The sequence below is a fragment of the Microbacterium natoriense genome (assembly GCF_030816295.1).
In the GTDB taxonomy this organism is placed as follows: Bacteria; Actinomycetota; Actinomycetes; order Actinomycetales; family Microbacteriaceae; genus Microbacterium; species Microbacterium natoriense_A.
Genome location: NZ_JAUSXV010000001.1, coordinates 2192671 through 2210480, shown reverse-complemented (window position 1 = coordinate 2210480; position 17810 = coordinate 2192671). Strand labels below are relative to the sequence as shown.

Genomic DNA, 17810 nt, shown 5'->3' with positions numbered 1-17810 from the left:
TCCACGGGAATTCCCTACTTCTTCGCCGGACGCAGGTGCGTCAGGACGACGGCGGATGCCGTGGACAGATACGGCAGCGGCGCCGCGTACATGTCGTCGGTGGTCGGCCACCCGGTGAAGTCCGAGGTGTTGAAGAACGACTGCGAGGCGTTCAGCACCACCGGGATGTACGGAAGGTCGCGCGCGATCTCCGTCTGGATCGTCGTGTAGGCGGTCTTCTTCGTGGCCTCGTCGAGGGTGCTGCCGGCCTGGACGACCGCGGCATCGACGACCGGGTTCGTGTATCGGGCGTAGTTCTGGCCCTTCTCGGGGGTCTGTCCGACCTCGGCGGTGGCGGGTGTGGCGAAGTACTGGTCGTAGTTCGAGTAGGGATCGGCCACGAGCGACTGCGTCAGACCGTACAGCGCGAGCTGGAACTGGCCGTTCGCGACCTGGCTCCAGTACTCGGCTTCGGAGACCGTGCGCGCGTTGACACGGATGCCCGCTTTCGCCGCCTGAGCGCTGATCAGCTTGGCTGCGTCGTTGTAGTCCGTCCACCCGTCCGGCGAGAAGAGATCGAGTTCGATCGGCGTCCCGCCCTTGCCGTAGAACCCATCATCGTCCTTCGTGTAGCCCGCAGCCTCGAGGATCTCTGCCGCAGCAGCGGCATCCGCCTCCTGCGGACTCTCGGCGAGCTCGGCATCGCCGAGCCACTTCTCGTCGCGAGGCAGCAGGGCGAAGCTCGGCGAGGCGACTCCGGAGAGGCCCGCGAACGCCTTGTCGGTGATGGCGCCGCGGTCGATCGCGACGTTCAGCGCCTGCCGCACTGCGAGGTCGGTCTGCGCGCCCTCGCAGCCGAGGGAGACGTCGGCGCACGTCGTGATCACCGTCGGGTCCTGCTGCTGATTCATCGTGCTGATGTGCCCGTTCGAGGTGATCCCGTCAGGATTCGCGACGAACTGCCCCACCCAGTCGAGCTTGCCCGTCTTCAACAGATCCTCGGACGACTGATTCGAGTCGATGCCAACGTCCTGCACCTCTTTGACATCGGGTTCGCCCTCGCGGAACAGCGGGTTCGCCTCGAGCGTGTACGCCGCCTCCGTGAATGCCTTGAGCTTGTACGGGCCCGAGCCGATCGGGTTCGGGTTGGTCTCTGCGAGGACGTCGGTGATGTCGGCCCAGATGTGCTCGGGGATGATCCATGTGGAGCCGAGGATCATCGACGTGGACGTGAACTTCGGGGTCTTGTACGTGACCACGACGGTCGTCGCGTCTGTCGCGTCGGCCGACACCATGTCGGGGTCGAGGTTGGACGCGTACCCGAGGCTGAACGCGACGTCCTCGGCGGTGAGGTCTTTGTCGTCGCTCCATTTCAGGTCGGGCTTGATCTTGATGGTGAGCACTGTGCCGTCGGCGTTGAACTCGTAGGAGTCCCCGATGAGGCCGACGGGGTCGTCTGCGGACAGTTGGTTGAAGAAGAACAGCGGCTCGTAGATCGCGCCGTACGTCATGTGCGTGGCCGTGTCGACCGCGAACGGGTTGAAGTTGTTCGCGATGGGGGTCATCGACCCCGACCAGATGCGCAGGGGTCGATCTTCGGACGGGCTGTCGCCGGCGGGGGCGCATCCGCCGAGCGCGAGCGCGAGCGCGGCGGCGCCGGCGACGAGAGGAAGGGTCTTCCTCCAGCGGTTGTCGAGCATGGGAACCTCGTCTCAAGGGCTTCGTTGACTGTTGTCGAGCAGAGCGGATGAAGTCCGTCTCGAAGCGAGGTTATAGTAAAGGTTCTTTCCGGTAAAGACCTTTCCGATTATTTTGTAAAGATTATTTCTAACCACCGCGCGGGGCTGACGCCGCCCGGTGCGACGCAGGAGCCGCTCAGTACCAGATGTCTAGCGACGGGGCGGGGAAAGACGCCAACGCCCGGTCGAGGCGCTCTACGACTCCGGGGTCGGCGTCGATCAGGCCTGCACCGTGGAGTGCGGAAGCCGAGACTCCGCCCGCGTAGAGAGCCGACAGCGCGGCCACGCCGAGCCGGGCGTCGACGGCATCATCCGCGGCGGACTCGACGACGGCGGCGCCCGACTGGTCGATGCGCAGACGCCAGTCCCCCGCCGTGAAGCCGAGCGGATCCTCCACACGCAGCACCGTGTCGAGCGGAGCAGACCAGTGTCGCGCGGCGAGAGCAGTCGGCAGGTCCAGGATGCGCAACCAGCCGTGGTCGTGCACGGTCTGCACGACACCGCGCGGGTCGGCGACGAGCCACGGAAGCGGGTCGTCCGTCGGACGCAGATCGGCGGTCACGTCGTCGACCAGGTCGTGCTGGAGCGCGAAGCGCCACAGCGCCGCGGTGGCATCCGGCGTCTCGGCGACGAGCATCCGCACATGCAGACCGAAGCGGAAGGAACCGCCCTTCTCGGCGAGCGTGTACACGAGCACGCCACGCAGCGCGCCCTCGTCGTCGAGGTACCGCACGCCGCGCACCCTGTCGCGCTCGGTGTCGGAGGGAGACAGTCCCGCGAACCCCTCCCAGCGCGTCCGCCACCCCGGGATCTGCCCCGGGCGGCGCAGCCGTGCGCGTTCATGAACCGCAGCCAGATCATCGGCGAGCTGCTCTCGTTCGCGGTACTCGATCCTCCCGGAAGGCGTCGGCCCCGCCCAGCCGGCCCGACGTGCGTCGATGTCGAGTCGCACCGTGGGAACCGCGGCCCCGAATCCGTACCGCCCGTAGATCGTGGCCTCGGAGACCGTGAGGCCGGCCACGGGCACTCCCGCCGAGGCGGCCGCACGCAGTTCGCCTTCGAGCAGGGCGCGCGCGATCCCGCGGCGGCGGTGGGTCGCCGCGACCGTCACCACGCTGATCGCCCACATGTCGACGGCGGCGCCGCCGGGCACCGTGAGCGGAGTCACCCAGGAGTTCACGGTCGCGACGGGGAAGTCGGCCGCGGGCGAAGCCGGGTCGTACACGGCCGCGTTGCGCCTGGCCTGGAACGGCGCCTGCCCGAACGCCAGGGCCTGCGCGTCGGGCTCATCACCGAGGAATCCCCGCGAGACCGCGCGCTGGTAGCTCTGCGCGGTCGCTTCATCGCTCAGATCGGCGAGTCGATAGTCCAATCCGGCTGCGGCCAAAGTCTCGGCGGAGACGGCATCGACGGGAACAGCGCGCGCATCGAGGGAGGTCATGCCTCCACCCTACTGACGGTGTGCGACGCCGAATCAGTGCTGGGCGGCCTGCACCTCGCGCAGTCGCGCGAAGACCTGGTCGCGGAGCTCCTCAGGAGCCGTCTCCTTGCAGGCGCGCGCGACGACCTCGGTGAGGGTGGTCGCGACGAGAGCCTCGTCCCGGCAGGACGGGCAGCTCTCGAGATGCTCGCGGATCTCGGTGTGCTCGGTCTTGCACACTTCGTTGCGGAGGTACTCCTCCAGATCCTGACGCGCCTTGTTGCAGCCGCAGTCGCTCATTTCCTGCTCCTCGTGTCAGCCGCGGCGATGCCCCGCTCCACGGCATAGTCGGCCAGCAGCTCCCGCAGCATCCGCCTGCCACGGTGCAGACGGCTCATCACGGTGCCGATGGGGGTCTTCATGATGTCGGCGATCTCCTGATAGGCGAATCCCTCGACGTCCGCGAGGTACACAGCCAGCCGGAAATCCTCCGGCACGGCCTGGAGAGCGTCCTTCACGACGGATGCCGGCATCCGGTCGATCGCCTCCGCCTCCGCTGACCGGCTGTGCGAAGCCGTCGTCGATTCGGCGCCGCCGAGCTGCCAGTCCTCGAGTTCGTCGATCGTGCCCTGGAACGGCTCGCGCTGCTTCTTGCGGTAGATGTTGATGTACGTGTTGGTGAGGATCCGGTACAGCCACGCCTTGAGATTGGTGCCCTGCGTGAAGGTGGCCCATGAGCCGTATGCCTTCACGAAGGTCTCCTGTACGAGGTCGGCGGCGTCGGCCGGATTGCGCGTCATGCGCATGGCAGCGGCGTACAGCTGATCCATGTACGGGATCGCCTGTTCCTCGAACTCGCGCCGAGGGTCGCTGACCGTGTCTGCGGTTGCGGTGTCATCCATCACCGGCCAGTCTAGGACGCTGAGGTCGACCGACTCGCGCTCAAGCGTTGCGAGCATGCTCTCTCCTTCTCGGCGAATGCCGGTCCCGATCCGTCGGGCCTGCATCCGCGTTCACTAAAGTGGGAACCGATGAGCGCCAACAGGTATTCCCCTCCCCTCGTCCAGGGCGTCTACGCCGCGCCCGCCGCCGAGGGCGCCGTGCGCGCCACGGTCACGATCCCCGGCTCGAAGTCGCTGACGAATCGCGAGCTGATCATCGCCGCGATCGCCGACGGCCCCGGCCGGCTGATCTCGCCGCTGCACTCGGACGACTCGCGTCGCATGGTCGACGCGCTGCGCGCTCTCGGCGTCGGCATCGAAGAGGTGGATGCCGGAAGCGAGTTCGGCCCCGACCTCGTCGTCACCCCCGCGAAGCTCGGAGGCGGCACGACGATCGACTGCGGACAGGCGGGTACGGTCATGCGCTTCATCGCACCTCTCGCGGGGCTCGCACAGAACGATGTTCACCTCACGGCGCACGAGACTGCGCTGCATCGCCCGATGGGCGGCCTGATCAGCGCTCTGCGCGACCTCGGCGTCGACATCGACGACGAGGGCACCTGGGCGCTGCCGTTCACGATCCGCGGTCACGGGCGCATCCGCGGCGGGCGCGTCGAGATCGACGCCTCCGCCTCCAGCCAGTTCGTCTCAGGGCTGCTTCTCGCCGCCCCCCGTTTCGACGTCGGTCTGCACCTGGTCCACACGGGTGAGCACCTGCCGAGCCTCCCGCACATCGACATGACGATCGAGGCCTTGAGCCGCCGCGGCATCCGCATCGAACGGCCTGCGACCGGCGAATGGCTCGTCGAGGCCGGGGTTCCCCGCGCCAAGGAGATCGCGATCGAGCCCGACCTCTCCAACGCCGCACCGTTCCTCGCCGCCGCCCTCGTCACCGGCGGCGCCGTGTCGGTGACGGGCTGGCCCGTGCATTCGACGCAGCCTGGGCATCTGCTGCCGGAGATCCTGCAGGCCATGGGCGCCCACGTGGGCCGTCACAGCGGCACGCTCACCGTACGCGCCGGCAGCGGGATCCACGGCGTCGACCTCGATCTGTCGGCCGCCAGCGAACTCACACCGACGCTCGTGGGCCTTGCGGTGTTCGCCGACGCCCCGACGACCATCCGCGGCATCGGGCACATCCGACTGCACGAGACCGACCGGATCGCGGCGCTGATCGAGAACGTGCGAGCCCTCGGCGGCGAAGCCGAAGAGCTGCCGGACGGCCTGCGCATCATCCCGCGGGAGCTGCACGGCGGCACGTGGGCTGCGTATCACGATCACCGCATGGCCACCACGGGTGCACTGATCGGCCTCCGGGTGGCGGGAGTCGAGATCGACGACATCGGCACCACCGCGAAGACCCTCCCGGAGTTCACCCTGCTCTGGGAGCGGATGCTGCGAGGCGACTCCGCGTGAGCTGGCTCAACGACGACGACGAACTCGACGACGACTTCGACGAGTACGACGAGTACGACGAGTCGAGCATCCGCTCCCGCCCCAATCCGAAGGCGAATCGGCCGCGCACGAAACGGCGTCCGGCCCACGAGGACGCCCGGATCGGCCGCGTGCTCGGCGTCGACCGCGGGCGCTATTCGGTGCTGATGGGCGAGGACACCCCCGAGGAGCGCACGATCACCGCCACCCGCGCGCGTGAGCTGCGTCGCACGCCGATCGTCACCGGCGATCGTGCCCGCGTAGTCGGAGACACCTCGGGCGACGAAGGCACGCTCGCCCGCATGGTGGGCATCGTGGAGCGCACGTCCCTGCTGCGGCGCAGCGCGGACGACACCGATCAGGTCGAGCGCGTCATCGTGGCCAACGCCGACCAGATGCTCGTCGTGGTCGCCGCGGCCGACCCGGAGCCTCGAGCCCGACTGGTCGACCGCTACCTGGTCGCGGCGCTCGATGCAGGCATACGCCCTCTCCTCGTCGTGACCAAGACCGACCTCGCCGACCCGTCCGACTTCCTGAAGCACTTCGACGGGCTCGACGCCCTCCGCGTGTTCACGAGCGCCACGGGCGACATGCCGCTCGACGAGATCGGCGCCGCGCTGATCGGGCACTCGACCGTCTTCGTAGGACACTCCGGCGTCGGCAAGTCCACCCTCGTGAACGCGCTCGTGCCGAGCGCGGGGCGCGCGACCGGCCAAGTCAACCAGGTGACGGGGCGCGGGCGGCACACCTCCTCGTCGACCGTGTCACTCCGGTATCGCACCCCTGCGGGCAGCGGCTGGGTCATCGACACGCCCGGTGTGCGCTCCTTCGGACTCGGGCACGTCGAACCGCAGAACATCCTCGCGGCTTTCACTGAGCTCGCCCTCATCGCCGAAGACTGCCCGCGCGGCTGCACCCACCTCGCCGACGCCCCCGATTGCGCACTCATCGAGGCCGCGGAGCGCGGCGAGCTCGGCGACACGGGACGCGCCCGTCTCGACTCCCTTCAGCGGCTGCTGCAGACCTTCGCGGACAAGGCCGAGCAGACACCCGGCCGGTAGGCTGTGCAGGTGACTGTGCGACTGGAACCCGGAACCGCTGCCCCTGACTTCGCCCTGCTCGACCAGGACGGCGGCACCGTCCGCCTGGCGGACCTCCGCGGCGAGAAGACGGTGCTCTACTTCTACCCGGCGGCGATGACACCCGGCTGCACCACGCAGGCGTGCGACTTCCGCGACAGCATCTCGTCGCTGCAGGGCGCGGGCTACCGCGTGATCGGGATCTCCCGCGACGAGCCGGCGAAGCTCGCCGAGTTCCGCGACCGCGACGGTCTCACCTTCACGCTCCTGAGCGACCCCGACCATTCCGTGCACACGGCCTACGGCGTATGGGGCGAGAAGATGAACTACGGCAAGATCATCGAAGGCGTCATCCGCTCGACCTTCGTGCTCGACGAGCAGGGAATCATCGAGCTCGCGCTCTACAACGTCAAGGCAACAGGGCACGTCGCACGCCTGCGCAAGCTCCTCGGCATCGACTCCTGACGCCCGCCGGCGGCTCAGGCCTCGGGGGCGCGTCCGCCTTCAGCTCTCGCGCTCGCGATCAGGAGCAGGAATCCCGCGACGCCCGGCAGCCCCACGCCGAGCACGAACGGCCACACGACGGGTTGCACGGTCAGCGCCGCGAACGCGATCGCGACGGCCAGCACCTGGAACACGATCCCCCCCGACCGCGCCCACGATCGTCCGGCTCGCGCGCCGAATGCGAATGCGAGCAGCGCGACCGCGCCGATCAGGGTCAGCACGATGAGGGCGAGGGCGGTGGGCAACGACGATGCGTCGCCCGCTCCGACTCCGAACAGCTCGATCAGCGCGAACACGATCAGCGCCGCCCCTTCGACGGCCAGCACGGCTGCCGCCGCGAGAGCGAGTCCTGGTGCACGCACGATGTCTCCTGGGAATCGAATGAGAAGGAGGAAAAGTCTTGATTTCGAAACATTCATGTAACAGAATAGACAAAGTCATGTGCTCCCACAGCGGCGTGGGGCGGGCTTTCTGCTCGCATCACAAACAGCGGGCATCCGCCCGCATCTGAACAGGGTAGCTGAACCCCGATCTGCCGCCCCAATCCGAGACGTCGCTCAGCGACATCTCATGAAATCCACACCGAGGAGCCCCCATGGACTGGCGCGACAAAGCCGCCTGCCTGACTGTCGACCCCGAGCTTTTCTTCCCCGTGGGGAACACCGGCCCGGCCGTCGACCAGATCGAGAAGGCGAAGTCCGTCTGCGCCACCTGCACGGTGACCGAGATCTGCCTGCAGTACGCCCTCGAGACCAGCCAGGACTCGGGCGTCTGGGGAGGCCTCTCCGAAGACGAGCGCCGCGCCCTGAAGCGCCGCGCCGCACGCGCCCGCCGCGCGTCCTGACCTGCACGACGAAACGGCCCGAGATCCTCTGGATCCCGGGCCGTTTTCTTGTCGATCAGATTCGAGTCACGGTGCCGGTCGGCTGTCCGTCGACCGGCACCTGCCTCGGCTCACTTCTTCAGCCAGCGCAGCGGGATGTCGATGACGACTTCGGTTCCCTCTCCCTCGCTGCCCTTCCACTCGATCGTGCCGCCGAGCTCGCCCTGGATGAGGGTGCGGATGATCTGAGTGCCGAGTCCCTGGCCGATACGCCCCTCGGGCAGGCCGCTGCCGGTGTCGATCACCGTGACGTGCAGATTCTCCTCCGTTCGGCTGGCGTCGATCGTGACGACGCCTTCCTTTCCGGCCAGTCCGTGCTCGACGGCGTTCGTGACGACCTCGGTCAGCGCGAGAGCCAACGGCGTCGCGTACTCACTCGGCAGGACCCCGAAGCGGCCCGTCGACTGCGTGCGCGCACGCGTGTTCGGCGCCGACGCGACCTCGGCGACGAGCTTGAGGACCCGGTGGAAGACCTCGTCGAAGTCGACTTTCTGCGCGAGCCCCTGGGCGAGCGTGTCGTGCACGACCGCGATCGCGTCCACACGACGCATCGCCTGGGTGAGGGCGTCGCGCGCCTCCTCGGAATGCGTGCGACGCGCCTGGATGCGCAGCAGCGATGCGACGGTCTGCAGGTTGTTCTTCACCCGGTGGTGGATCTCGCGGATAGTCGCATCCTTGGTGATGAGCTCCTGCTCCTGGTGACGCAGCTCCGACACATCGCGGCAGAGCAGAATCGCACCGATGCGGGTGCCGTGGTCCTTCAGCGGGATGGCGCGCAGCGACACCGTGACTCCCCGCGCCTCGATGTCGGTGCGCCACGGAGCGCGTCCGGTGACGACCACGGGAAGCGACTCGTCGACCTGACGGGAGGGTGGCACCAGACGTGTCGTCACCTCGGCGAGGGACTGCCCCTCGAGCTCATCGTCGAAGCCCATGCGATTGAAGGCCGACAGGGCGTTCGGACTCGCGAAGGTCGTGATGCCGTCGACATCGATGCGGATGAGACCGTCTGACGCGCGCGGCGCTCCGCGGCGCGGTGACGTGGGTGCGGCGAGATCGGGGAAGCTCCCCTCAGCGATCATGCGGAACAGGTCGTTCGCGCACTCGTCGAAGGTGATCTGCTGACGCGAGGGCGTCCTCGCCTCGCCGAGGTTCGTGTGCCTGGTCACCACGCCGATGACCGACGCAGGCTCGTCCGATCCCCTGCGCTCGTTGACGATCGGAACGGCACGCACTCTGGTCGGAGTCTCCTCGAACCAGTCGGGAGAAGACGAATCGACGATCTCCCCCGACTCGAACGCGCCCTGCACCTGCGTGCGCCACTGCGGCCGCACCCGCTCCCCCACGATGTCGCGGTAGAACAGGGTGGCCGCGCCGCTCGGACGCGCGTGCGCCACCGCGATGAACGAGCCGTCGTCGGTCTGGATCCAGACCACGATGTCCGCGGACGCGAGGTCTGCGAGGAGCTGACCGTCGCCGGCGAGTCGATGAAGCCATTCGACATCACTGTCGGTCAGGCGGCCCTGGGCCTGGGCGAGATCACTGAGTGTTGACACCCCCCAAGCCTACTGGGGGTGCGTCTCGGCTCCGGCGGTTCAGAGCACCGCGAGAGATGCGGCGCGCCAGCGCCGATCGAGGCCCTCCAGGCGGATCGCCACCGCGCGTGTCCGACCGGGCCCTGCCACGATCACGACGGCTTCGACCACGCCGTCGGCGGGGTCGGAGGTGCGGATCGACCGGATCTCGAAAGTCGGGCGCGCAGGCGAAACCCCCCTCGCACTGCGCGCCCTCGCCGACAGATTCGCCCTGGTCACCAGGCTCCGGAAGGCGTCTTCGTTGAACCAGCGGGCGAGCTGATCGACTTCTCTGACCCCGGCGAGCACTTCGAGAACACCCTGGGTGAGACTGCGCAGCAGCGGAACGGGATCCGGCAGGTCTGCGCGGGGCGTCGGCTGCGGTGCGAAATACTCGTGAAGCGTCATCGTCTGTGCTCTCCGTCGGGGAAGATTGCCGCCAGTACAGCACGCACCGAGGCCGCTGTGAGCCGCAACGGCGATCATTGTGGATAACTCGTACATGCATCTGCGAGGTCGCCTACGCTCTATCGAATGCGATGGGACCGACTTTTCGAGGATCTCGAGGGCCAGCTCGCCTCCGAGTGGGAGGCCGAGCGGGCGGCGCTCGACGCCGAGTCCGAGCGCCTGCGGATCTCGCGTCTGGACCTCCGGAGCAGGCTGCGGATGCTGTGCTCCGCAGGGGCTCCGGCCGTGCTCACGCTCGCGGGCGTCCATCGGCTTCCCGTGCGTCTCGTCGCGCTCGGCGCGGATTGGGTCGCCGCGTCCGATGTCGTGTCCGACGGGCCCCGAGTGGCGACGTCGATCAGGATCATCCCCTTGCACGCTGTTCGCGGCATCGCCGTCGACCACGGAATGCTGCTCACGAGCCTCGAGGAGCAGGGCGAGCAGTCGGCTGATCTTCGGGAGCGGATGACACTCGGATTCGTGCTGCGCGATCTCGCGCGTCGCAGAGCCACTGTGCGAGTCAGCACGGCGGACGGCGAGGAGCTGCACGGCACGATCGACCGCGCCGGCGCCGACCATCTCGATCTGGCCCAGCACGAACCGGGAAGTGCGCGGCTCGCAAGCGCCGTCTCAGGTTTCCTGATCATCCCATTCGACGCGGTCGTCGCCGTGCAGACGGCCGGAGATCACATGCCCTGAGGCGCGGATGGCCCCCACACCTCGGGGAAGCTCGCCTCGTTGGCCTGCCGCCACAGCGCCATCCGCCTCGCCTCCTCCGACTGCTCGGCGAGATACTCGGCGAGGCTGGATTCCTCGATCCGCCACCGTGCAGGCGAACCCAGCTGGGAGCCTCTGAGACGGCCCTCGTAGACCAGCGCGATCACCTCGTCGACCTCGATGCTGAGGAGCTCAGCGACCTGGGCGGGCGCAAGGAAGCGCGGGGCGGACGAGGAACCAGGCATGCCACCATTCTCCCCCGCCCGGGCCGGCGCGCGGCCGCGCACCACCACCTGTGGATAACTTTCGAGCCGGACGCGCGATTTCTGTGACCATGAGGCCATGACATTCCTCTCGCGCCGGCGTCCGGCGTTCTGGGCCGACATCCGGTTCGTGATCGGGATCGTCCTCGTGGCCCTCTCCATCGCCGGCGTCTGGCTGATCGTGTCGTCAGCCGGTCGCACCACGCCCGTGCTGCAGGCCAGCCGCACGATCGTGCAGGGCGAGGCACTGGTGTCGGCCGACTTCCAAGTGGTCGAGGTCGGGCTCGGCCAGCTCACGACCGGCTACCTCGCCCCGCAGGATCTCGAACCCGGAATGGTCGCCTCCAGAACGCTGACAGAAGGAGAACTCGTGCCGACGACCGCTTTGGGTGAAGCCGAGTCCAGCCGAACCACGACGATCGTCGTCGAGAGCAGCACGGGCATACCGGCCGGGGTCGCCGCCGGGACGATGGTCGAACTGTGGCAGGCTCCGCCGCGGGAAGACGGCCGCAGCTACGACGCCCCGCGCATCCTCGTCGGAGATGTGATCATCAGCTCCGTCGTCGAGGCGGAGGGGATGCTCGACAGCGATGCGACGACGGTCGAGGTCGTGATCGACCGCGCAGACGTCGCCGACGTGCTCGCCGCGATCACCGGCGGCTCCGTTCTGTCCGTCGTGCCCGTGGGATCGACGCCATGATGCGCGTCCTGCTCGCCCTCCCCGAGCCGAGATCGGCGGCCCTCGCGGCCGAGCTCGACCTCGAGGACGTCGAGGTCGTGGCGGTGGTGCCGGAAGGCGCCGTCCTCCCGCTTCGCTCGGGGATCGACGTGGTCGTTGTCACGGCGAGCAGGGCGGTCCTCACCCCGGCTCTCGTCGACGCATGCGATCGAGCCGGTGTGCGCATCGTCCCGCTCGGCGACGGCGACCCCCGACTGATCGCCCGCTACGGTCTGAGCGAACCCCTGCCCGAGTCCGCCCGTGGTTGGGAGGTCGCCGCTGCACTCCTCGCGGACGCTCCGCGCACGAACCAGCCTGGGTCCCCTCCTCCGCACCGCATCACGGCGGTATGGGGGCCGCCTGGCGCCCCTGGACGCTCGACGCTGTCGATCCAGCTCGCCGTCGAGTTGGCGCGCACCGGCCGACGCACCGCGCTCGTAGACGCCGACACCGTCGCACCGTCGATCGCTCTTCTACTGGGGCTCAGCGACGACGACCCGGGCATCGCGGCGGCGTGCCGTCGGGCCGAGCTCGGCGCCCTCGATCCCGACGAACTCACCCGGCTGGCGACGGCCGTCGACACCAGCGGCGGTTCGATCGACGTGCTCGGCGGCATCAACCGTCCGAGCCGCTGGCCCGAACTGTCGGCATCCCGTCTCTCGGCCGCGTTGCAGGCGTGCCGCGGATGGGCCGAGGAGACGGTCGTCGACGTCTCCGCCGCCTTCGACGCCGACGACGAGGCCACGTACGACCTCACGGGCCCTCGTCGCCACGCTGCGACCGCCGCCGCTCTCGCCGAGGCCGACACGATCGTCGCCGTCGCCTCGGCGGATCCTCTCGGGATCAGCCGGTTCCTGCGAGATCACGCCGAGCTTCGACGTCTCACCGGGCCGACTCCCGTCGTGGTGGTCGTGAACCAGCTGCGCGCCGGCCCGCTCGGACTCGATGCCCGCGGCCAGATCCGCCGCACGCTCGAGCGCTTCGGCGGCATCGCCGACGTCGTCTTCGTCCCCTTCGATCAGCGTGCGGCTGATGCCGCGCTGCTGCACGCGCGGCCGATCGCAGACGTCGTCCCCCGGTCGCCCTTGGTGGCCGGCGTCCGTCGTCTGGCCGCCCGGCTCTCACCGACGGCGAGCGCTACTGCCGATAGCTCGAGAGGAAGTTCCCGAGCCGCTCGACGGCTTCGGCCAGCACGCGCGGTTCAGGGAGCGTGACGACCCGGAAGTGATCGGGCGTCGGCCAGTTGAAGCCGGTGCCCTGCACGAGCAGGATGTGCTCGGAGACCAGGAGGTCGTAGATGAACTTGGCGTCATCGCGGATCTCGTGCACGTTCGGGTCGAGTCTCGGGAACGCGTAGAGGGCCCCCTGCGGCTTGACGCAGGACACGCCGGGAATCGCCTCGAGCCCCTCCCACGCCACGTCACGCTGCTCGTGCAGACGTCCGGTGGGCGCGATCAGCGCATCGATGGACTGCACGCCGGACAGGGCGGCTTGCACCGCATGCTGCGCAGGGACGTTCGGGCACAGTCGGGTCGAGGCGAGCAGGGTGATGCCCTCGATGAAGCCCTTCGCGTGGGACTTCGGACCGGTCAGCACCATCCAGCCCGAACGGTAGCCGGCGACCCGGTAGGTCTTGGAGAGGCCGTTGAACGTCAGGCACAGGAGGTCGGGCGCAAGCGTCGCCGTGGGGATGTGCACGGCATCGTCGAAGAGGATGCGGTCGTAGATCTCATCCGAGAGCAGCAGCAGCTCGTGCTCGCGCGCGATCTGCACCATGCCTTCGAGGACCTCCCTCGAGTACACCGCTCCCGTCGGGTTGTTCGGATTGATGATCACCATCGCCTTGGTACGCGGCGTGATCTTCGATCGGATGTCGTCGAGGGAGGGCTGCCACTCGTCATCCTCGTCGCACACGTAGTGCACCGGGGTACCGCCGGCCAGGCTGGTCATGGCCGTCCACAGCGGGTAGTCGGGCGCGGGGATCAGTACCTCGTCGCCCTCGTCGAGCAGGGCCTGCATGGTCATCGTGATCAGCTCGGACACACCGTTGCCGAGGTAGACGTCGTCCGGGTCGAACCGCGGGAAGTCCTCGATCTCCTCATAGCGGCTGACCACTGCGCGACGCGCGGAGATGATCCCCTTGCTGTCGCTGTAGCCGTGTGCGGTGGGCAGAGACGCGAGCATGTCGCGGACTATCTGGTGGGGAGCCTCGAAACCGAAGATCGCCGGGTTTCCGGTGTTGAGCTTGAGGATCCGGTGCCCCTCCGCTTCCAACCGCGCCGCCTCGACGAGGGCGTTTCCGCGGATCTCGTACAGGACGTTCTTGAGCTTCGACGACTGATCGAAGTGGCGCGATGGGGTCATCGCCCAAGCCTAGCGCCGAGATGCACCCTCGCTCTTCACGCCCGCGTCGGACGCCCCGCGCAGCGCGAGTTCGTGGGCCTCGCGCTCGCGTCGGCCGCTGTCGATGTGAGCGATGGCCAGCGTCTCCGCCCGGTCGCCGTCGCGCATCGTGATGGCCTCGTACAGCGCCTCGTGCTCGTCGGTCACGTGGATCAGATCGTCGTGCTGGGAAAGCCCCCAGCGCAGCTTGCTGCGCATGCTCCTCATCAGATCCTGCAGGAGACGATTATCGGCCAGCTCTGTGACGGCCTCATGGAAGTCCGCGGCGGCACGCCGTGAGGTGATCGGATCCTCGGCTCTTGCGCTGCTCTTCTCCTTCTCGAGGACGCGGCGCAGCCGAGCGAGTCCGTCACGATCATGGCGCTCGGCCGCGAGGCGGAAGGCGAGAGGCTCCAGCACGGACCGCACCTCATCGAGATCGGCCATGTCGGATGCCGTGAACTCGCGGACGATCGCCCATGTCCGGGGGCGGAGGACGATGAGCCCTTCTCCCTCGAGGATCTTGAGGGCGTCCCGCACAGGCACGCGGCTGACGCCGAACTCCGCGGCCAGATCCCTTTCGATCAGCCTGCTGCCCGGCGCGCGGACCCCGTCGAGGATGGCGTCACGCAGCCAGTCGGCCACCCGGGTCGACTCGAGGAGGGGCTCTTCTGCAGTGCTCATCCCGTCATTCTTCCATTGCCGTCCACGACCTGGCCCAGGCGCCTGGCCGGGGCGGATGCAGAAGGGCCGATCCTCACGGACCGGCCCTCGACTGCGTCTGTGCGACTACTTCTTCTTCTTGCCCTGGGCGCGTCGCTGCTCGCGGTTTGCCGCGGCCGGAGCTGCGGCATCCGTCTTCTGGCCGAAGGCTCCACGCGGAGCCTCGGCCTCGGGCTGCGCGTCGGCCTGGCGGGCCGCAGCTGCCTGGCGGAGCCGATCGGTCGCCGCCTGCTGCACCTGGCCTCGATCGTTGCGCACCTCGACCTCGCCGTTGTCGCCCGGCGCCGAGTACTGCAGGCGCTGATCTCCGGCGCCATCGGCCAGGCCCTTGGCCTCGACCTCTGTCGCCTCGGTCTCGCCGGCACGGCGGACCTCGACCTCGAGGTTGTAGAGGTAGCCGACCGACTCCTCCTTGATCTGCCCCATCATCGACTGGAACATCGAGTAGCCCTCGCGCTGGTACTCGATCAGCGGGTCGCGCTGAGCCATCGCACGCAGTCCGATGCCGTCCTTGAGGTAGTCCATCTCGTAGAGGTGGTCGCGCCAGCGGCGATCGAGGACCTGCAGCACGACGCGTCGCTCCAGCTCGCGCGTCGCCGCCTCCCCGAGCGATTCCTCACGCTTCTCGTACGCGATCTTCGCGTCGGAGAGCAGCTCGCGTGTGAGCCCTTCAGCCGTGATGCCGCCCTTACGACCCTGCGCCTCAGCCACGACCTCGTCGATCGTCACGCTCACCGGGTAGAGGGTCTTGAGCTCGGTCCAGAGAGCATCGAAGTCCCAGCTCTCGTTGTGGCCCTCACCGGTGTGGTCGTTCACGACACCCGTGATCGCATCTTCGATGAAGTGCTGCACGCGGTCGGCGATGTCGTCGCCCTGGAGGATGTGACGGCGGTCGGCGTAGATGGCCTCGCGCTGACGGTTGAGGACGTCGTCGTACTTCAGCACGTTCTTGCGCATCTCGGCGTTGCGCGCCTCGACCTGCGACTGCGCGCTGCGGATCGCGCGGGAGACGAGCCCCGACTCGATCGGCACGTCGTCGGGGAAGTTCGTGCGATTCAGGATGGCCTCGGCCGCACCCGACTGGAACAGCCGCATGAGGTCGTCCGTGAGGCTGAGGTAGAAGCGGCTCTCACCCGGGTCCCCCTGGCGACCCGAGCGTCCACGCAGCTGATTGTCGATGCGGCGCGACTCGTGGCGCTCGGTGCCGAGCACGTAGAGACCGCCAGCCTCGATGACCTTCTCGGCCTCCTCGGCGACCACGGCCTTCGTGGCCTCGTAGGTCTCGTCCCAGGCGACCTCGTACTCCTCCGGCGTCTCGACCGGGTCGAGCCCCTTCGACTTGAGCTCCTGCACGGCGAGGAACTCGGCGTTGCCGCCGAGCATGATGTCGGTTCCACGGCCTGCCATGTTCGTCGCGACCGTGACGGCGCCCAGACGACCGGCACGGGCGACGATCTCAGCCTCGCGAGCGTGGTTCTTCGCGTTGAGCACCTCGTGCTTGACGCCCTTCTTGGCGAGCAGGCGCGAAAGGTACTCGCTCTTCTCGACGCTCACCGTGCCCACGAGCACGGGCTGGCCGGAGGCGTGACGCTCGGCGATGTCCTCGACGACCTGCGCGAACTTCGCCGTCTCGTTCTTGTACACGAGGTCGGACTGGTCCTTGCGGATCATCGGCCGGTTCGTGGGGATCGGGATCACGCCGAGCTTGTAGGTCGACATGAACTCGGCGGCTTCGGTCTCGGCCGTACCGGTCATTCCCGCGAGCTTGTCATAGAGACGGAAGTAGTTCTGCAGCGTGACCGTCGCGAGGGTCTGGTTCTCGGCCTTGACCGGCACACCCTCCTTCGCCTCGATCGCCTGGTGGATGCCCTCGTTGTAGCGGCGTCCCACCAGGATGCGGCCCGTGTGCTCGTCGACGATCATGACCTCGTCGTTCATCACGACGTAGTCGGTGTCCTTCTTGAACAGGGCGAGCGCCTTGATCGAGTTGTTCAGGAAGGAGATCAGCGGAGTGTTCGCGGACTCGTAGAGGTTGTCGATGCCGAGATAGTCCTCGACCTTCTCGATTCCGGGCTCGAGAACGCCGACCGTGCGCTTCTTCTCGTCGACCTCGTAGTCCTCGCCCTCGACGAGGGTGCGAGCGATCTTCGCGAACTCGGCGAACCAGCGGTTCGCCTCCCCGGACGACGGACCGGAGATGATCAGCGGCGTGCGGGCCTCGTCGATGAGGATCGAGTCGACCTCGTCGACGATCGCGAAGAAGTGGTCGCGCTGCACGAGGTCTTCCTTGCGCCACGCCATGTTGTCACGCAGGTAGTCGAACCCGAACTCGTTGTTCGTGCCGTAGGTGATGTCCGCGGCGTACTGCTCGCGCCGCACCGCAGGGGTCTGCCCCGAGACGATGATGCCGGTCGTCATACCGAGGGCGCGGTACACGCGACCCATGAGCTCGGCCTGGTAGGAGGCCAGGAAGTCGTTGACGGTGATGACGTGCACGCCCTCGCCCGCGATCGCGTTGAGGTAGGCCGGGAGGGTCGCGACGAGCGTCTTGCCCTCACCGGTCTTCATCTCGGCGATGTTGCCGAGGTGGAGCGCCGCGCCGCCCATGATCTGCACGTCGTAGGCGCGCATGCCCAGCGTGCGCTTGGCCGCCTCGCGCACCGCGGCGAAGGCCTCGGGCATGAGCTGGTCGAGAGTCTCGCCCGCCTCGTAGCGCGCACGCAGCTCGGTGGTCTCGTTGCGCAGCTCCTCGTCGGTGAGCTTGGAGATGTCCTCCTCCAGGGCGTTCACCGCCTTGACGACCTGGTTCAGGCGCCGGATGACGCGCCCTTCACCGGCACGCAGCAGCTTCTCAAGAGGATTGGCCACAGATGTCATCTCCCTGTCGGATGGGTGAACCGCCCGGGCCGCCATGGGCCGACTACGGGCATACCTTGCTCATGTTACCGGGCCGTGACCTGCAGATCGCCTGCATACAGATGGTGAGAAGGATTCCGCGTATCTATAT

Annotated in this window: 18 protein-coding genes; 7 read left to right on the top strand and 11 right to left on the bottom strand. The window is 68.0% G+C overall.

The window, feature by feature from the left end:
• Window positions 1-14 precede the first annotated feature (14 nt).
• From QFZ53_RS10135 to QFZ53_RS10120, 4 genes are all read right to left on the bottom strand, one after another.
• Window positions 15-1679 carry an ABC transporter substrate-binding protein gene (locus tag QFZ53_RS10135; protein ID WP_307295950.1) on the bottom strand — a complete coding sequence of 555 codons (1665 nt, stop codon included), beginning with the start codon at window positions 1677-1679 and terminating at the stop codon, window positions 15-17.
• Between the two features lie 175 nt (window positions 1680-1854).
• Complete coding sequence (locus tag QFZ53_RS10130) at window positions 1855-3159, bottom strand: GNAT family N-acetyltransferase (protein WP_307295949.1); 1305 nt, start codon at window positions 3157-3159, stop codon at window positions 1855-1857.
• A gap of 33 nt (window positions 3160-3192) precedes the next feature.
• The gene (locus tag QFZ53_RS10125; protein ID WP_292905329.1) at window positions 3193-3438 is read right to left on the bottom strand and encodes a zf-HC2 domain-containing protein; all 246 of its coding nucleotides are present in this window, start codon (window positions 3436-3438) and stop codon (window positions 3193-3195) included.
• Entirely contained in the window at window positions 3435-4097 is a 663-nt protein-coding gene (locus QFZ53_RS10120) for a sigma-70 family RNA polymerase sigma factor (protein ID WP_373426284.1), read from the bottom strand. Before QFZ53_RS10120 ends, QFZ53_RS10125 begins: the two co-directional genes overlap by 4 nt.
• 72 nt (window positions 4098-4169) lie before the next feature.
• Between QFZ53_RS10120 and aroA the strand changes: the two genes are divergently transcribed.
• The 3 genes from aroA to bcp are packed head-to-tail and all read left to right on the top strand — an operon-like array spanning window position 4170 to window position 7057.
• Window positions 4170-5495, top strand: coding sequence for a 3-phosphoshikimate 1-carboxyvinyltransferase (gene aroA / locus QFZ53_RS10115; protein WP_307295947.1), 1326 nt, complete (start codon window positions 4170-4172; stop codon window positions 5493-5495).
• Entirely contained in the window at window positions 5492-6574 is a 1083-nt protein-coding gene (gene rsgA / locus QFZ53_RS10110) for a ribosome small subunit-dependent GTPase A (RefSeq protein WP_307295944.1), read from the top strand. The genes aroA and rsgA overlap by 4 nt, the downstream gene beginning before the upstream one ends.
• A 9-nt stretch (window positions 6575-6583) precedes the next feature.
• Window positions 6584-7057: a thioredoxin-dependent thiol peroxidase gene (gene bcp / locus QFZ53_RS10105; RefSeq protein WP_292905335.1), complete on the top strand. Its 474-nt coding sequence runs from the start codon at window positions 6584-6586 to the stop codon at window positions 7055-7057.
• A gap of 14 nt (window positions 7058-7071) precedes the next feature.
• On the opposite strand, the gene QFZ53_RS10100 is transcribed toward bcp, so the two are convergent.
• Window positions 7072-7458, bottom strand: a complete 387-nt coding sequence (locus QFZ53_RS10100) for a hypothetical protein (protein ID WP_307295941.1) — start codon at window positions 7456-7458, stop codon at window positions 7072-7074.
• Between the two features lie 233 nt (window positions 7459-7691).
• On the opposite strand from QFZ53_RS10100, the gene QFZ53_RS10095 reads away from it, so the two are divergent.
• Window positions 7692-7940, top strand: a complete 249-nt coding sequence (locus QFZ53_RS10095; RefSeq protein ID WP_067198513.1) for a WhiB family transcriptional regulator — start codon at window positions 7692-7694, stop codon at window positions 7938-7940.
• Between the two features lie 110 nt (window positions 7941-8050).
• Here QFZ53_RS10095 and QFZ53_RS10090 read toward each other — a convergent pair whose 3' ends face one another.
• Both QFZ53_RS10090 and QFZ53_RS10085 read right to left on the bottom strand, forming a co-directional pair.
• On the bottom strand, window positions 8051-9535 hold the full coding sequence (locus QFZ53_RS10090) for a sensor histidine kinase (RefSeq protein ID WP_292905343.1): 1485 nt from the start codon (window positions 9533-9535) through the stop codon (window positions 8051-8053).
• A 39-nt stretch (window positions 9536-9574) separates the two neighbouring features.
• On the bottom strand, window positions 9575-9961 hold the full coding sequence (locus QFZ53_RS10085) for an Rv3235 family protein (RefSeq protein WP_045259292.1): 387 nt from the start codon (window positions 9959-9961) through the stop codon (window positions 9575-9577).
• A 126-nt stretch (window positions 9962-10087) separates the two neighbouring features.
• Between QFZ53_RS10085 and QFZ53_RS10080 the strand changes: the two genes are divergently transcribed.
• Entirely contained in the window at window positions 10088-10699 is a 612-nt protein-coding gene (locus QFZ53_RS10080; RefSeq protein ID WP_307295929.1) for a hypothetical protein, read from the top strand.
• On the opposite strand, the gene QFZ53_RS10075 is transcribed toward QFZ53_RS10080, so the two are convergent.
• Complete coding sequence (locus QFZ53_RS10075) at window positions 10687-10962, bottom strand: helix-turn-helix domain-containing protein (RefSeq protein WP_292905349.1); 276 nt, start codon at window positions 10960-10962, stop codon at window positions 10687-10689. The two genes, QFZ53_RS10080 and QFZ53_RS10075, sit on opposite strands and share 13 nt — an antisense overlap.
• Window positions 10963-11059: 97 nt before the next feature.
• Here QFZ53_RS10075 and QFZ53_RS10070 point away from each other — a divergent pair, with 97 nt between their 5' ends.
• Entirely contained in the window at window positions 11060-11680 is a 621-nt protein-coding gene (locus QFZ53_RS10070) for an SAF domain-containing protein (RefSeq protein WP_307295926.1), read from the top strand.
• Entirely contained in the window at window positions 11677-12912 is a 1236-nt protein-coding gene (locus tag QFZ53_RS10065) for an AAA family ATPase (RefSeq protein ID WP_307295924.1), read from the top strand. The genes QFZ53_RS10070 and QFZ53_RS10065 overlap by 4 nt, the downstream gene beginning before the upstream one ends.
• Here the strand turns inward: QFZ53_RS10065 and QFZ53_RS10060 are convergent.
• From QFZ53_RS10060 to secA, 3 genes are all read right to left on the bottom strand, one after another.
• Window positions 12836-14062: a pyridoxal phosphate-dependent aminotransferase gene (locus QFZ53_RS10060; protein ID WP_307295921.1), complete on the bottom strand. Its 1227-nt coding sequence runs from the start codon at window positions 14060-14062 to the stop codon at window positions 12836-12838. The genes QFZ53_RS10065 and QFZ53_RS10060 overlap by 77 nt on opposite strands.
• A 9-nt stretch (window positions 14063-14071) precedes the next feature.
• On the bottom strand, window positions 14072-14764 hold the full coding sequence (locus QFZ53_RS10055; protein WP_307295919.1) for a GntR family transcriptional regulator: 693 nt from the start codon (window positions 14762-14764) through the stop codon (window positions 14072-14074).
• A gap of 105 nt (window positions 14765-14869) precedes the next feature.
• Window positions 14870-17671, bottom strand: a complete 2802-nt coding sequence (gene secA / locus QFZ53_RS10050) for a preprotein translocase subunit SecA (protein WP_307295917.1) — start codon at window positions 17669-17671, stop codon at window positions 14870-14872.
• Window positions 17672-17810 lie beyond the last annotated feature (139 nt).

Excerpts from the sequence above, each read along its gene's own strand:
- QFZ53_RS10125 (WP_292905329.1), bottom strand. The coding sequence starts at position 3,438 with ATGAGCGACTGCGGCTGCAACAAGGCGCGTCAGGATCTGGAGGAGTAC.
- QFZ53_RS10080 (WP_307295929.1), top strand. The coding sequence starts at position 10,088 with ATGCGATGGGACCGACTTTTCGAGGATCTCGAGGGCCAGCTCGCCTCC.
- QFZ53_RS10055 (WP_307295919.1), bottom strand. The coding sequence starts at position 14,764 with ATGAGCACTGCAGAAGAGCCCCTCCTCGAGTCGACCCGGGTGGCCGAC.
- aroA (WP_307295947.1), top strand. The coding sequence starts at position 4,170 with ATGAGCGCCAACAGGTATTCCCCTCCCCTCGTCCAGGGCGTCTACGCC.
- QFZ53_RS10085 (WP_045259292.1), bottom strand. The coding sequence starts at position 9,961 with ATGACGCTTCACGAGTATTTCGCACCGCAGCCGACGCCCCGCGCAGAC.
- QFZ53_RS10095 (WP_067198513.1), top strand. The coding sequence starts at position 7,692 with ATGGACTGGCGCGACAAAGCCGCCTGCCTGACTGTCGACCCCGAGCTT.
- QFZ53_RS10075 (WP_292905349.1), bottom strand. The coding sequence starts at position 10,962 with ATGCCTGGTTCCTCGTCCGCCCCGCGCTTCCTTGCGCCCGCCCAGGTC.
- QFZ53_RS10070 (WP_307295926.1), top strand. The coding sequence starts at position 11,060 with ATGACATTCCTCTCGCGCCGGCGTCCGGCGTTCTGGGCCGACATCCGG.
- QFZ53_RS10060 (WP_307295921.1), bottom strand. The coding sequence starts at position 14,062 with ATGACCCCATCGCGCCACTTCGATCAGTCGTCGAAGCTCAAGAACGTC.
- QFZ53_RS10065 (WP_307295924.1), top strand. The coding sequence starts at position 11,677 with ATGATGCGCGTCCTGCTCGCCCTCCCCGAGCCGAGATCGGCGGCCCTC.
- QFZ53_RS10120 (WP_373426284.1), bottom strand. The coding sequence starts at position 4,097 with ATGCTCGCAACGCTTGAGCGCGAGTCGGTCGACCTCAGCGTCCTAGAC.
- QFZ53_RS10135 (WP_307295950.1), bottom strand. The coding sequence starts at position 1,679 with ATGCTCGACAACCGCTGGAGGAAGACCCTTCCTCTCGTCGCCGGCGCC.
- QFZ53_RS10130 (WP_307295949.1), bottom strand. The coding sequence starts at position 3,159 with ATGACCTCCCTCGATGCGCGCGCTGTTCCCGTCGATGCCGTCTCCGCC.